General features: G+C 41.4%; 10 protein-coding genes. 5 read left to right on the top strand and 5 right to left on the bottom strand.

Annotation, left to right across the window (positions count from 1 at the left end):
* The first annotated feature begins 575 nt into the window (after nucleotides 1-575).
* Complete coding sequence (locus GTQ43_RS10370) at nucleotides 576-2,378, top strand: hypothetical protein (protein ID WP_265272530.1); 1,803 nt, start codon at nucleotides 576-578, stop codon at nucleotides 2,376-2,378.
* 400 nt (nucleotides 2,379-2,778) lie between these two features.
* Here the strand turns inward: GTQ43_RS10370 and GTQ43_RS10365 are convergent, their stop codons facing one another.
* Together GTQ43_RS10365 and GTQ43_RS10360 are read right to left on the bottom strand one after the other, a co-directional pair.
* A complete protein-coding gene (locus GTQ43_RS10365) occupies nucleotides 2,779-3,387 on the bottom strand; it encodes a hypothetical protein (RefSeq protein ID WP_265272529.1) in 609 nt (202 codons plus the stop codon).
* Nucleotides 3,388-3,575: 188 nt separating this feature from the next.
* Nucleotides 3,576-4,352 carry an ABC transporter permease gene (locus tag GTQ43_RS10360; RefSeq protein WP_265272528.1) on the bottom strand — a complete coding sequence of 259 codons (777 nt, stop codon included), beginning with the start codon at nucleotides 4,350-4,352 and terminating at the stop codon, nucleotides 3,576-3,578.
* Nucleotides 4,353-4,679: 327 nt separating this feature from the next.
* On the opposite strand from GTQ43_RS10360, the gene GTQ43_RS10355 reads away from it, so the two are divergent.
* Entirely contained in the window at nucleotides 4,680-5,831 is a 1,152-nt protein-coding gene (locus GTQ43_RS10355; RefSeq protein ID WP_265272527.1) for a DegT/DnrJ/EryC1/StrS family aminotransferase, read from the top strand.
* A 98-nt stretch (nucleotides 5,832-5,929) separates the two neighbouring features.
* On the opposite strand, the gene GTQ43_RS10350 is transcribed toward GTQ43_RS10355, so the two are convergent.
* Complete coding sequence (locus tag GTQ43_RS10350; RefSeq protein WP_265272526.1) at nucleotides 5,930-6,676, bottom strand: DUF561 domain-containing protein; 747 nt, start codon at nucleotides 6,674-6,676, stop codon at nucleotides 5,930-5,932.
* 375 nt (nucleotides 6,677-7,051) lie between these two features.
* Here GTQ43_RS10350 and GTQ43_RS10345 point away from each other — a divergent pair, with 375 nt between their 5' ends.
* Complete coding sequence (locus tag GTQ43_RS10345) at nucleotides 7,052-7,849, top strand: class I SAM-dependent methyltransferase (RefSeq protein WP_265272525.1); 798 nt, start codon at nucleotides 7,052-7,054, stop codon at nucleotides 7,847-7,849.
* A gap of 67 nt (nucleotides 7,850-7,916) precedes the next feature.
* Here GTQ43_RS10345 and GTQ43_RS10340 read toward each other — a convergent pair whose 3' ends face one another.
* A complete protein-coding gene (locus tag GTQ43_RS10340; protein WP_265272524.1) occupies nucleotides 7,917-8,459 on the bottom strand; it encodes a Uma2 family endonuclease in 543 nt (180 codons plus the stop codon).
* A 783-nt stretch (nucleotides 8,460-9,242) separates the two neighbouring features.
* Here GTQ43_RS10340 and GTQ43_RS10335 point away from each other — a divergent pair.
* Nucleotides 9,243-10,331, top strand: coding sequence for an aliphatic sulfonate ABC transporter substrate-binding protein (locus GTQ43_RS10335; RefSeq protein ID WP_265272523.1), 1,089 nt, complete (start codon nucleotides 9,243-9,245; stop codon nucleotides 10,329-10,331).
* A 642-nt stretch (nucleotides 10,332-10,973) separates the two neighbouring features.
* Here GTQ43_RS10335 and GTQ43_RS10330 read toward each other — a convergent pair.
* The gene (locus tag GTQ43_RS10330; RefSeq protein ID WP_265272522.1) at nucleotides 10,974-11,843 is read right to left on the bottom strand and encodes a CmcJ/NvfI family oxidoreductase; all 870 of its coding nucleotides are present in this window, start codon (nucleotides 11,841-11,843) and stop codon (nucleotides 10,974-10,976) included.
* Between the two features lie 397 nt (nucleotides 11,844-12,240).
* Between GTQ43_RS10330 and GTQ43_RS10325 the strand changes: the two genes are divergently transcribed.
* Nucleotides 12,241-13,086, top strand: a complete 846-nt coding sequence (locus GTQ43_RS10325; protein WP_265272521.1) for a class I SAM-dependent methyltransferase — start codon at nucleotides 12,241-12,243, stop codon at nucleotides 13,084-13,086.
* Nucleotides 13,087-13,531: the final 445 nt, after the last annotated feature.

The raw sequence follows: 13,531 nt of genomic DNA, 5'->3' as shown, positions 1-13,531 counted from the left end.
AAGTTAAGCTTTTGGCAGCTATAAAAATTTATTTTTCACAGATAGATTTTATCGAATTCAGCAAATGAGACACATTAATTTTGATCGCCAACCTGGTTGTGCCAGAGCTACAACACGTAATTAATCTTTTCAGTAAGTTTCCCAGCATAGAAGATAACTAGCATTTCTGTCAAAACCCTCTGACCTCGCATCATTTTCTTAACCTTTGGATAAATTTTTCACAATTGCTCTACGACTAGAATTTTGCAGAGCAGTAGCGACTATGAATTTAAATGTCGCAAAATAATGTAGTGAAAATACTCAAACACTCTATTATTCCCATTTTTTATTTGTAATTTATATCTGAAGACAGATTATTTAATTTTGTATCTAACGATCTGAAAATGTAACGCAGCGAACAATAACTGCTTTTTTAATTTTTGGTGAAAAGTCAGAATTTGTGTTAGAAAGTTGGTCGTTCAGATTTTCAGGCTGTGATTGGTTAAACTGTGCATTTGCATTCAACAAACCTAAAAAGTTCATTTCATTCCCTTAAAGATAATCAAAACAATATAGAAGTTGAGCGGGAAAGCTCTATGAAAGTAGCAGTCCAGCAGGAAGATTTACAGCTTTTAGCCAAAACTTTGCAGGAACAATTGCTTGTAGAAGTCTCATCGGCTGAAGTCTTCGAGGTTAAGTGCGCCGTCAATAAAGACGGGCTAATGATTTTAACGCAACATGAGTCAGATGTAATAGTTGACGCTCAGATAATTTTTACAGTAATTGAGGAAGTACTTCAGTCCCTAACACCCCACAGAGAACAGCGAGTCCAATGTTTCCTCAGAGTTTTTGGTGAACAATTCCCTTATGCCAAATGTTTCTTGACTCTGAAGGAGATGCGGGGATGGGGGAATGGGGAGATGGGGAGATGGGGAGCAGGGGGAGCAGGGGAAGCAGGGGAAGATGGGGGAGCAGGGGAAGCAATATCCTACTCATCTTCCTCATCTGCTCTGACCTATTCTCCATTAATGGATGAGGATGAGGCTGAGGCTGAGGAAGAGGAACCGTTTGACCCGTTTGCAGATGCGCCGAATTTGCCGACTTCAAAGCGAACATCTCAAATTAAACCCATTTTACTGGGTGCAGCCTTAGTGGGAATTGTAGTTTTAGGCAGTGGTGCTTACTTTTTGACTCGTCCTTGCGTGATGTCTGAGTGTAAAGAAATACAAGCTGCCGAGCAATTAAAAACAAAATCTCCACAACTGATGCGCCGTGCTAAGTCTGAAAAAGAATTAGTAGCTGTACAACAGCAACTTGTGGCTGTTAGTACAGCTCTGAATGTAATTCCTAGTTGGTCGCCCCATTACCAGGAGTCGGAAGAACTAAAAGCAAGTTTGTCAGGACGGTCAGAAAAAATCAACCAGGTGGTCAAGGCTTTGCAGACGGCATCTTTAGCGACACAAAAAGTTCAAACTCCTGCATCTAGCCTAGAGGAATTACAAACTAGGCAACACATCTGGCGACAGGTCATAGCACCACTAGAAACTATAAATCCTGATAGTGAACTCTATGGACTGGTGCAGGGGAAATTATTTAATTATCGTGTCCGTTTGCATACTGTAAATCAACAGATATTTACTGAGGAGAAATGGCTCAAAAAACTCACAGCAGCAAAAGCTGTAGCTAGTGCAGCCGAAAATCGGGAAACTACTGCTAAATCTTTGAATGATTGGCAAAAGGTGCAGTCTACTTGGTTGGTGGCTATTAATGCCTTAAATAGCATTCCCCTAACTAGCCCTGGATATCAAGAAGCCCAAAAGCTATTGGTAGATTATAAACCTAAGTTAGTGGCGACACGCGATCGCGCCACTAAAGAACAATTAGCCGCTAAAACCTATCAACAAGCCATTAGTACTGCTAACCAAGCCAAAATATATCAGCAACAAAACCAGTGGCAAGCAGCAGCAACATACTGGGATCAGGCTTTGCAAACTGCTAAAAAAGTTTCCCAAGATAGCTTGTACTACACTCAAGCTCAGTCTCTTATGGAACCCTATTCAGCATCCCTCAAACAAGCACAGGAAAAACTACAGGTTGTTAGTAGTTTGCAGCAAACCCGCACTGACTTGGAAAAAACCTGTACTAATGAAATTCGGATTTGCACCTTTAGCATAGATAATACAGGCATTATTGTCCGACTAACCCCTGAGTATGACCAAATAAGGCAAAATAACTCAGCTAATCCTGATTCTAAAAATTCTAGTACTGCTATTGATGTTACCAATCACTTGCAAATCTTACGGGAAGCCTTAGCTGTAATTGGTGATAATGCCAGCTTGTCCCTTTTCCTCTACGATTCTCAAGGTCAGGTAATTTATACGCGGACTTTGGGAGGGTAAGTATAAAAATGAGTAGAGACGTGATTCATCGGAGACGCGATTTATCGCGTCTCTACAAAATGGGAAATCAAACATTATTTAAATTCTGATATCCTTAATCAGATCCCCAACTTATTGAAGAAGTCGGGGATCTAAATTGGAGATTAACTAAGCACATAATTTGACATTATTGATGTTAAGTAACCATGCAGAATTAATTACAGTCATTGCGAGCGAAGCGAACGCGAACAGCGTCTCCAAGAGTTGCAATCCTAGCCCCCGCGTTCGCGAAGCGTGTCCGAAGGATTTATGCTTCATTTCGCTATCTCTACGAGACGCTACCGCGTTAAGCGAAGCTATGCCGAAGGCTTTACACTCCATTCGCAATGACATTGTGTAATTAATTTTGTTTAACTACTTATTATTTTTCAAGCTTCAATTCACATTGTTGAAAAATATAGTTGATAGCAGCAAATAATTTATCTAAATCTTGAATTACATATAAATTTTTGTTTCGAGTAAATACATCAGCAATTAACCTTCCAAATTGCCATATTTTCCCGTTAGAAACAATTCCAAAAACATCATTGGCGAAATCATCATTAATTCGCTGCACTGCAATCATTTCAGCTAAACACTGACCCCAACCTTCTTCAAACTTGTCCTGTTTAGCTTCAACTGTCAAAAAATAAGGTTTATCAAAAACAATCGTACCGAGAGGGTTTCGCTGTGTTACCGTATAATCTGGAATCCCTGATAAATCATCGTCGTAAACTAATGTTTCATGACTCCAGAGTGTTAATTTACTTCGGTAAGATTTCCATACTTCTTTTAATACTGGATAGATGAGATTTTCACAAATAGCATCTTCAGAATTATCAATAACTCCATCTGTAAATAGTAAATCTAATTCTTCTTGAAAAGACTGTTTAACCGGGAATTCTACTTCCAAAACAAAATTAGACTGCACATATTTAATTTGAAATTTTTTAATTACCGTGCTAATACTTTTGTAATTACTAAATGCCATTTTAATTTACCTTAAATTGAAAACCTTATCATCGTCCAAACATAGATAATTTGCCAAAAATATTTTCATCGCTATCATTCTTTGATGGCTATCAACAAATAATTACAAATTACTAACCGATCGCTATTCATTGCTCTTGATCTACCAGCACAAGATGGTGAAATATTCTTGGATGTAGATTAACCACTTCACCCGACTAATTGCGCGGCAGAATTGAAAAACTGACGACACAACCCCCTAGTAAGCAAAATTGTTGTCAGTAGGTTAGCAAAAGCAACCATGAAGATAATTAAAATTTCGTAAGATACAGCATCTAAGGGTTTCACACCAGCTAGTAACTGTCCAGTGGTAATGCTTGGTATTGCCACCATCCCTATAAGTATCATTTGATTAAGAGTCGGAATTAATGCCGCTTTGATAGCGTCTTTGCGATACTGGCTAATTGCTTGTTGGGGCGTTGCACCTAAGCTTAAGTGGGTTTCGATTTCGAGATGGCTGGAATTAATGGTGCTGACAAGACGATCCCCTGCGATCGCCGCTGCATTGGTAGCATTACCCAAGACGATCCCTACTAGAGGAATTATATACTGTGGTTCATACCATCTGTCTGGTTGAACGATCAAGAAGTTGGTGTAAAACACCGTCAGGGTAGTACTAATTAAAATTGCACCCCACACCAAAGGCAACAAATGAGGAATTTTTGGAGTAATGCGATTTCGTGCGACAATCGCCGTAATTGTCAGCATTATTGCTAATAGCGCCAAAACTGCCCAAGCATTGTCTAAAGCCAAGATGAAATCTAAAATGTATCCCAATACAAGAAGTTGTAAGATGGTTCTCCCAGTCGCAAGGGCTAGGTTCAACTCTAATCCTAATTTTTCCCAGGCAGATAAACCAATGGCGATCGCCATCAATCCTACAGCAATAGCTAAATCCACGAAATCCAGCTTGATAATATCCTGCATAGGTTCCCTATCTCCTAGTGTTTTCTTCTCAAAGCAGCCCACACAAGAGGAACTTTGATCCGATGTGTTGGATCTTGGTTGATATATATCACCTTCATCAATTCAAAATTCAAAAATGCTACAACCTTAACATGGCAAACTCCTAGTATGTCTACTATCTGTAAATTAAATGTGCGGCAATCTACCGCCCTACAATTTAAGTAAAAACCCTAATAGATGCGTATCTTGGGCGATAGTCTTTTAGTTGCTCCTTTTTGATTAATAATTCAACAGCAAAAATTGACTCTCGAAGTGCATCCTTTGTATCTCCCGATAAAATGAGAACTCATGATCCAAAGTGTAAATCCTATCCCTGCCTTTGATATCAAGCAACAATACACTACTATCGAAGCAGAAGTAAGTGCAGCCGTCTTAGAAGTTCTGGCTTCTGGGCGTTATATTGGCGGCCCTTTAGTCGAAGGCTTTGAGCAATATTTTGCTGCTTATAATACTGTTACCCAATGTGTGGCCTGTAATTCTGGTACTGATGCGCTCTACTTAGCGTTACGAGTGTTGGAAATTGGTGCTGGCGATGAAGTGATTACAACGCCTTTCACCTTTATTGCTACATCTGAAGTCATTAGCGCCGTGGGTGCAAAGCCTGTTTTCGTTGACATTGACGCTACTACGTTTAATTTGGATGTGGAGCAAGTCACGGCGGCAATTACACCCAAAACTAAAGCGATTATCCCGGTTCACCTATTTGGACAACCTGTGGATATGACATCATTAATGGCGATCGCACAATCTCACAATTTGTCAATCATTGAAGATTGCGCTCAGTCTACAGGTGCAAAGTGGGCTGATGAAAGAGTAGGAAGTATTGGACATATTGGTTGCTTTAGTTTCTACCCTACCAAAAATCTTGGTGGTTGCGGCGATGGCGGAGCAATCACGACTAACGATCCTGCGATCGCCACTAAACTGCGAATCCTACGAGATCATGGTAGTAAAGTTCGATATTTACACGAGGAAATCGGTGTAAATAGCCGCTTAGATGCTCTCCAAGCAGCCATCTTACAGATTAAGCTACGTTATTTAGATACTTGGAACGATCGCCGCCGAGATATCGCCAACTATTACTATCAGTTACTTAGTCAAATTCCGGGAATCGTCCCGCCTCAAGAATTACCTGGGGGTATTGGGGTATGGAATCAATACACTATTCGCATTTCAGGCGAAGGGCGAAATGGTTCTAGCGCCAAATATCGAGATTGGGTACGTAGTCAATTACAAGAGCAGGGCGTAAGTTCAATGATTTACTACCCCCACCCTTTACATTTGCAGCCAGTTTATCAAAATCTAGGTTATCAAATTGGGGACTTACCAATAGCAGAGCAAGCTTGCCATGAAGTCATAGCTTTGCCCATGTTCCCAGAATTGACACAACACCAGCAAGACCAGGTAATTTATGCGTTGAAAGATTGTTTGGGGAGATGAGGGAGTAGGGGGAGTAGGGGGAGAAAAGAACGACAAGAAGTAAATTTTTAGCATTACTTCCTCATCCCTCTCATCCTCCTCATCCCCCTCATCAACAACTAAGCGATCGCGCGGTTGCTGACAGTCGCTAAGGCTTCCACCAACCCACGCACAGCCGCAATCATGGCTATTTCGCTATTGAGTTGGTTGATGGCGGAACCAACACCAACACCAGCAGCACCAGCTGCGATCGCTAATGGTGCTGTAACGTTAGAAATACCAGAAGCACACAATACTGGTACTGACACCACACGGGATATCTCAAAAGCTGCTGCCAAGGTGGGAGCAGCTTTTTCAATTAATCCTAAAGTTCCAGGGTGAACTGGGTTACTGCTAGTACCGCCTTCGGTTTGGATAATATCTGCTCCAGCTTTCACCAGTTCTTCGGCTAACTGTACCTGTTGATCTAGTTCCAAAATGTGGGGAACGGTGACAGATAAGGTGATTTCTGGGAGGAGAGCGCGGGTTTGCTTAGTCAGCGCTAGCACTTCTGGAGCCTCAAAACGGCGACCTTGAGCATAGAAGGAATCGAAATTCCCGATTTCAATTAAATCAGCACCAGCTGCCACAGCTTGCACAAATTTCTCTGGTTCGACTGCTGATACACAGATTGGCAAATGTGTCAAACTTTTAGCTAATTTAACCAAAGCGCGATCGGCGGCAATATCGACAAAAGTAGCACCACCAAATTCAGCAGCTTTGACAGTAGCAGCAACGCTAGCAGCGTCAAAGTTATTCAAGCCGCTAATTACTTTCAGAACGCGGCGGTTAGTAAATGCACGTTGGAGTGTAGGATGCATCGTCATGGTTAGGCTTTTGATAGCTATGAAGATTATAAATTAGGTATATTCTACCGTCACTCAGTTGATGAGGAACTAAATCACTATGGCAGTTGCCAAATTTTGATAGTTAGTTTTACCACCCAAAGCGATCGCATAAACTTTGGCTGAATGCCTCAATACGCTTCGGTTAAGGTTTTTTGATGAAAATTCTAGATCGCAAAGACGCGATAAATCTTTCGTCAAGACGAAAGACAAAATTATTGTAGAGACGGCGATTCATCGCGTCTCTTGTCTTAACCGAACAGTATTGGTACAGCACTACCACGAACCATAAAGTTCAGCAGATATCTATGGGAAAATAATTTAGTCCTGTTCAGTTATTTTTTTAAGGAGGAAGATATGACTGAAGAAATCAAGGCAAATTTTGACGATCAAGAAATACTTGAACTCTGGGATAATAGAGCTAGAGACTGGGATATTCAAGTTGGCAATGATGGTGACAGCAATCGAATTCTGAATTCAGATCCAGTACTATGGAGTTTCGCTGGTAACGTTGCGGGATTGTCTGTCCTCGATGCTGGTTGTGGCACAGGATATCTGACACGTCAGCTTTGCCTAAAGGGGGCCAGTGTAACTGGTGTAGATTTTTCACCTCAGATGATAGAAATTGCCCAATTCAGAGCTAGCCAAAATAATCTAGATATAGATTTTCATTTGGATTCATGCACTGAACTAAAGTCACTTCCAGATGAGAAATTTGATATAATCTTCTCGAATTATGTTCTCATGGATTTGTTGGATCTCGAAGGAGCAATAAGGGCATTCAATCGTGTTCTCAAGCCTAATGGTATTGCAATTCTTGTGTTCTCACATCCTTGCTTTCCCCAAGGTAAATCGACAACTGTAAATCAGGATGGGACGGTTTGTTATAGTTGGACTTCTTCTTATTTTGAAAGGACGCAACGCAACGACGAACCTTGGAAGCATTTTACAACACCATTTATCTGGTTTCACCGCCCTCTTTCCGATTACTGGAAAGTCTTCAAGGCAGCAGGTTTTTCTGTTGATGAATTTGAAGAGCCAAGAATTACCCCAGAACGATATCATCTTGCAGAAAACGACCGCAAGCTGTTGAATTCCAAAACACTTCCCTATTCGGTAGTTTTTAAACTCCTGAAGGTTAGACCACTTAAATAAACTACCCTTATGAAATCTCTAAAATCCTACTTCCGATAATTAGGAATTACTCTCTTTTACCACTATCCTAGTCAAACTCTAGAGGCCACAAATCTGCAATTGGTACTTCCCATCCTGGGAGCAAATCGGGAACTGTTAAAATATCGCCATCACGAAGTATTATTGCTTCTTGTCCAACGTTGTAAACTTCAACAATCCGCTCATCTGGATTGAGCAAAATTCCTACTTTAGTTCCCAAACTCAGAAATTCTTGAATTTTGGCTCTCAAATCCTCCAAATTATCGCTAGGGGACTTCACTTCTACAGTTAAATCGGGAGCCAATTGAGCAAAAGACTTGGGACTGCGACGCAAGCGTTCGGCTAGAACAAATGAAGCATCCGGTGCGCGTAAATCTGAATTTGGCAATCTGAAACCAGCGCTAGAAGCTGCTGTTCGTCCCAGTTTGCGCGGTTTAACCCAGTTATGTAACTCGGCAATCATCGCGGCTGCAACTTCATCTGATTCGTATCCTGATGGACTCATAACAATAATATTACCCTTAACTAGTTCCATACGAAAGTCAGGATACTGTTGCTGCATTTTTTCCAAATCTTCAAGCGTTAGGGACATAAAAACCTCTAATTATCACACGCCCTGTATTTCTATTATGGATTATGGAGACAACAGACCTCTCTAGGAGCGATCGCCCCATGAATTTCCCAGTTATCGCCAAAACTATTACTCCAAAAACTTCTTAGAGTGTCCCAAAAAATAAATGATCCAAAACCCATCATTGCGAGCGGAGCGAAGCAATGACATATATTTTGCATAACTTTTTAACTCCTAAAAAGGCATAGAGTCAAGTTTGTAATATGGCGGTTTTAGAATCTTTCTCTCTTTTTCTCTGTGTCGAGCCAGTTGCTTCAAGTCGGGGAACCCGCCCAACGCACTGGCTTCTCTGTGCCTCTGCGGTTCGTTCTTTTACCCTTCAAAGTTAGCTTGACAGACTACTAGTCCTAAATATGTAAATTTATTGCCCTGCACTTGATTAACTCTTCATACAATCAGTATAATCAACACATACTACTGTAACTTGATAGAGTATTAGTAGTATATGCTAATTATTTAAGTAGGCATAGGTAAGGAAAATTCTTATGACATTTACTGCAACACGAAGTTTAGTTACTTGTTGGCGTGAGACAGGAGCTTAAAAACTTTATAGCGCAAGCTTTTGGGGAATTTTATGCTCTTTTACTTCTGGATTAGGGAACTCCAAAAAATAAATTATCCGATTTCCCCTACTCCAGCTAAGAGCGCCCTGCTCCCTTGCAATAAAAGCGATGGGATATTTTTTACTTGGAAGTCCCTTATCTTCGTGCAATTCGTATCAGCATTAAAATTAGGTAAATAGCTATGGTCAGACAGCAAATTGGAAAGTACTCAATATCCAGACGTAATTTACTTTACGCTTTCTATGGGTTAGTGTCTTTTACTACCTTAGCCAGCTGTGGAACAAATAATAGTAATACAAGCAATAGCAATGCAAATAACAGCAGCCCAACCTTGAGTACTAATGCCACTAGTAGCAATAAAAGCAGTACCAAGCTCATTCGACTTGGCTACCAAGTTTCCGGGGATCTGACCCACGAAAAAGGTGCGATCGAAAAACGCTTGGCTCCTCAAGGAATAGGTGTTACTTGGTCTCAATTTGTGTCTGGGCCACCGCTTTTGGAAGCGTTAAATGTGGGTAGCATCGACTTGGGGCCTGCGGGTGAAACGCCACCAATTTTTGCTCAGGCAGCTGGCACTAATCTGATTTATGTAGTTAACACTCCACCAGGCACTGGAGAAGGTTCAGCGATTATTGTGCCAAAGGATTCTCCAATCCAAACCTTGGCAGGTCTTAAAGGTAAAAAAGTTGCTTATTCTAGAGGGACGGCTCAGACCTTTTTTGTGGTGAAAGCATTAGAAGAGGCAGGGCTGAAAATCAGTGAGGTTGAATCAGTAAATCTGCCCGTTGCAGATGGACGAGCAGCATTTTTGAACAAGACGGTTGATGCCTTTGTAGAAAGCGATCCTTATCTGATCAAGCTTCAAAAAGAAGGGAGTATCCGAGTCTTGCGAGACGCGCAAGGAATTAAAACACCAGGAGGTTATTACCTAGCTTCACGAGATTTTGCAACTAACAATGCTGAACTATTGAAAGTAATTTTGGAAGAATACTACCAAGTTGGGCAGTGGGCCAACAAAAACAGGCGGGCTGCTGCCGAAATCCTTGCACCGAAGGTCAAGACTGATGTGGATACTATGGAGTTGACACTAATGAGAAGAAAATATGATATGAGACCAATTACTGAGGAAGTGATTAGCGCTCAACAGAAGGTTGCGGATCTTCTCTATGCACTGAAAGTTGTACCAAAACAAGTCGATGTTAAAGCAGCAACTCTAACTAACCAGCAGTATGCGGCGATTACACCAGATGCTATTAGAAATAAGGCTTAACCTTTGGGGAGTAAGTTTGCTACAAGGGACTTACCAATAATCAATAGAGGCGGTAGTTCCACCTCAAGTATCTATAGGAATCATATTTGATTTTTGAACAAAATTTAGGTATTGTAGGGGAGCCAGTGTGTTGCGGAGGTTCCCTCCGTTGTAGCAACTGGCGTTGTGTTAGAACGCAGTTCATAACGCACTAAATCCTTGATGATGGTGCGTTACTACATATCTTTTCAGAAATCAAATACTATCTCTATATATTATACATAGGGCTGAAAAAGAATGTAGAGACATAGCACTGTTATGTCTCTACAAGCGTCCTCCATAACTCATATTTACAGCAGTTTTGATGTATTTGAACCACATCGGTCGTAGGGGCACGACACCAGTAAAACTATTATATGTACGAAAAGATTGTGGATGCCGTGCCCCTACAGCGTGGTCAATTACGAATTGGTATAATATCTTGCACCTATGCAGAGTTAGGACTTACACACAGGTAACGTAATATCGTTCCCGTAGCGTGCCGGAGGCATACCGCAGAGGACGCAGAGAAGCCAGTGCCCAGTGCGCCCTTGCGGTTCCCCGACTTGTAGCAACTGGCGCGACACGGAGAAATAAGAGTTTCAGAGAGTTCTTGCGTAAGTCCTAAGAGTAAAAAACGATTGTCCGTAGTTCGATGCTTTCTCGTGGAGGCGCGTCTGCTGGACTGGTGGGGTCTTCAAAGGCTGTATGGGCTGCAAAACGTGCGTGTCCGTTTTCTGTGGAGTCAAAACACTTGATAAATAGTGCCTCGTCCCTTTGCATTTGCGGAAAGTAAAACCATTTATGTTTGGGATTATATGTAACTGCGTAGGTTTCACCAACGCGATCGCGGTATACAAGATCGCCAGCTACAAGGTCTGTTGATTGTATACTTTGGGCATCACAAACTGCTAATGGTGACTCTTGGATTGGTTGAGCGATCGCTCGCCAAAGGTTGATGATAGCAAATCTTTGTTGCAAGAGTGTATCGATTTCATCGTTATCTATGCCCCGTGCTGCTAATTCCAAACGGGTGCGAGTATAGCCTGATTTGGCGGTGAAGTCGTTGTGTACACGCTTGGCAGGTTCTTTAATATTATTCTCACCTGGCTTTGACTGACCAGCGTTACGAAGGGTATGATCGAATATCACTACCTTAGTTCCGCTTGTCACCTCTTTTAATAATTGCTCGGCTTCAGGGTAGTAGACACGACGTATTTCGTCTTCGTCGTAAAAGTCGCGAACGCTGCTGTAATGTTCAGTAAAGGCGAATCCTTCTCTATCTAACAAGATGTTGTCTGAAATTGAACGAGCATTATAAATTGGCAGTCTGTGCCTTTGATAACTACCATTGGTGCGGGGAATCCCTGCTGGGGGTTCATAAGTATAGTTGACAGGTTTATCTGCCATCGGGGTTAGGTAACTGAGATTAGCCTCTACGTATGGCAGTTGTTCGGAAATCGGTCTGTCTACAACTTGATTATTTAAGCTCATAGGTCATCCCATTTTCGATTTTAGTTAATTGTTAATACTCAAGAGTTAATGATTATTCCCTTCCACACCCTATTTTTGAGCATTATCTATACTAGATAGATGATATATTACAGTTTGTTGGTCGATTTAGCGTAGTTTATATATCATACAGTCTTTCTGAAAGATGTATATCTAATTGTTAGATTATCTAATAATTTTCAGTTGAGTCTTGAAATCCGGCGTTGCTGATTAGATGTATGAATATTGTTGTATAGACGCGAAATTATACTGAACTGTACTTCCCACTTTTGGCTCTCTACAAGGGCTTTGAAATCACACATGATCATTTTTATACCTGAATTCAGCAACGCACGAAATCCCATAAAGATTAAATTAAATCCTAAAAAGAGGGAACTTTATGTCAGATAAGTCTAATTTGCAAAACCTGCTTTTAGATGAAGTACTAGGTTATTATGAGCGTGGCTTGGAAGTCGAACGCTTGTCAAAGCGCACAAATCCCATTGAACTTGTTCGGACTCAAGAGCTTCTTAGCCGCTACTTACCTCCTCCCCCCGCAGTGATTTTCGATGTTGGCGGTGGTTCAGGGATCTATGCTTGTTGGCTTGCCCAGCTAGGGTATCAAGTTCATCTTATTGATGCCGTTCCCTTACATGTAGAGCAAGCCCGCTCTGCTTCTCAGGCTCAACCTGATTATCCACTTATGAGTGCAGAAGTAGGAGATGCCCGTCAGTTAAATCAAGCAAATAATAGTGTTGATGCTGTTCTCTTATTTGGGCCACTGTATCACTTAATTGAACGTAGCGATCGCTTGGCAGCATTACGCGAGGCTGATCGGGTCTTAAAGAGCGGAGGTCTTATTTTTGCCGTTGCTTGTTCTCGCTTTGCTTCCCTCTTAGACGGTTTATTTCGGGGGTGGCTAGACGAGCCGGAGTTTTTGGAAATTGCTCACCGGGACTTGCTTGAAGGGCAACATCGTAATCCAAACAACCATCCTGCTTACTTTACGACAGCATTCTTTCATCATCCTGATGAACTAAAAGCGGAGGTAGAAGAAACAGGGTTATCTTGTCAAAAGCTCTTAGCCATAGAAGGGCCAGGGAAATTACTACAAAATTTTGAGGAACATTGGAATGAACCAAATCGCCGCCAAAGACTCCTGCAAGCTATTCGCTGGCTAGAGACTGAACCTTCTACACTAGGTGTAAGCGCTCACATCATGGCTATTGGTGAAAAATCTCAATAAATATCCTTGGGCATGGTGGTAAAGCAAACTTTTCATTACCTCGTTTTATAATTGAATTTACCTAAGAATTAAGCCCACTTTTGACAAAATTATTCTCTCGTTACAATACCTTTTCATATCCTATTTAAGTGGTCAAAGACGTTAAAGATAATGATAATCAAATAGAGAGGGAAGGAGGCGAGCGTCGCTCGCCTCCTTCCCCCTCTCGATCGCGCAATTTCTCTTCTACCAATGGGACGTACTTGTATGCTGTAGAGTGAAACAATTGCCACAGTTTCACCATCCAATGTGACAAATTCAACCTCATATCCCTTGTTAGGCACTCAAGAGGATAAATTTAGGAAGTGCGTAGACGTAGCCCATCCTAATACATCGTACTGTTCACATTAATTTATCACGTGCGATCGCGTCACCTCTCAAAGATTTAAGATTGCGATCGCAGATA

The sequence above is a fragment of the Nostoc sp. KVJ3 genome (assembly GCF_026127265.1).
Lineage (GTDB): Bacteria > Cyanobacteriota > Cyanobacteriia > Cyanobacteriales > Nostocaceae > Nostoc.
This window is presented reverse-complemented; position numbering and strand designations above follow the sequence as displayed.

Coding starts and splice junctions, on each gene's coding strand:
- GTQ43_RS10370 (WP_265272530.1), top strand. CDS start 576: ATGAAAGTAGCAGTCCAGCAGGAAGATTTACAGCTTTTAGCCAAAACT.
- GTQ43_RS10365 (WP_265272529.1), bottom strand. CDS start 3,387: ATGGCATTTAGTAATTACAAAAGTATTAGCACGGTAATTAAAAAATTT.
- GTQ43_RS10360 (WP_265272528.1), bottom strand. CDS start 4,352: ATGCAGGATATTATCAAGCTGGATTTCGTGGATTTAGCTATTGCTGTA.
- GTQ43_RS10355 (WP_265272527.1), top strand. CDS start 4,680: ATGATCCAAAGTGTAAATCCTATCCCTGCCTTTGATATCAAGCAACAA.
- GTQ43_RS10350 (WP_265272526.1), bottom strand. CDS start 6,676: ATGACGATGCATCCTACACTCCAACGTGCATTTACTAACCGCCGCGTT.
- GTQ43_RS10345 (WP_265272525.1), top strand. CDS start 7,052: ATGACTGAAGAAATCAAGGCAAATTTTGACGATCAAGAAATACTTGAA.
- GTQ43_RS10340 (WP_265272524.1), bottom strand. CDS start 8,459: ATGTCCCTAACGCTTGAAGATTTGGAAAAAATGCAGCAACAGTATCCT.
- GTQ43_RS10335 (WP_265272523.1), top strand. CDS start 9,243: ATGGTCAGACAGCAAATTGGAAAGTACTCAATATCCAGACGTAATTTA.
- GTQ43_RS10330 (WP_265272522.1), bottom strand. CDS start 11,843: ATGAGCTTAAATAATCAAGTTGTAGACAGACCGATTTCCGAACAACTG.
- GTQ43_RS10325 (WP_265272521.1), top strand. CDS start 12,241: ATGTCAGATAAGTCTAATTTGCAAAACCTGCTTTTAGATGAAGTACTA.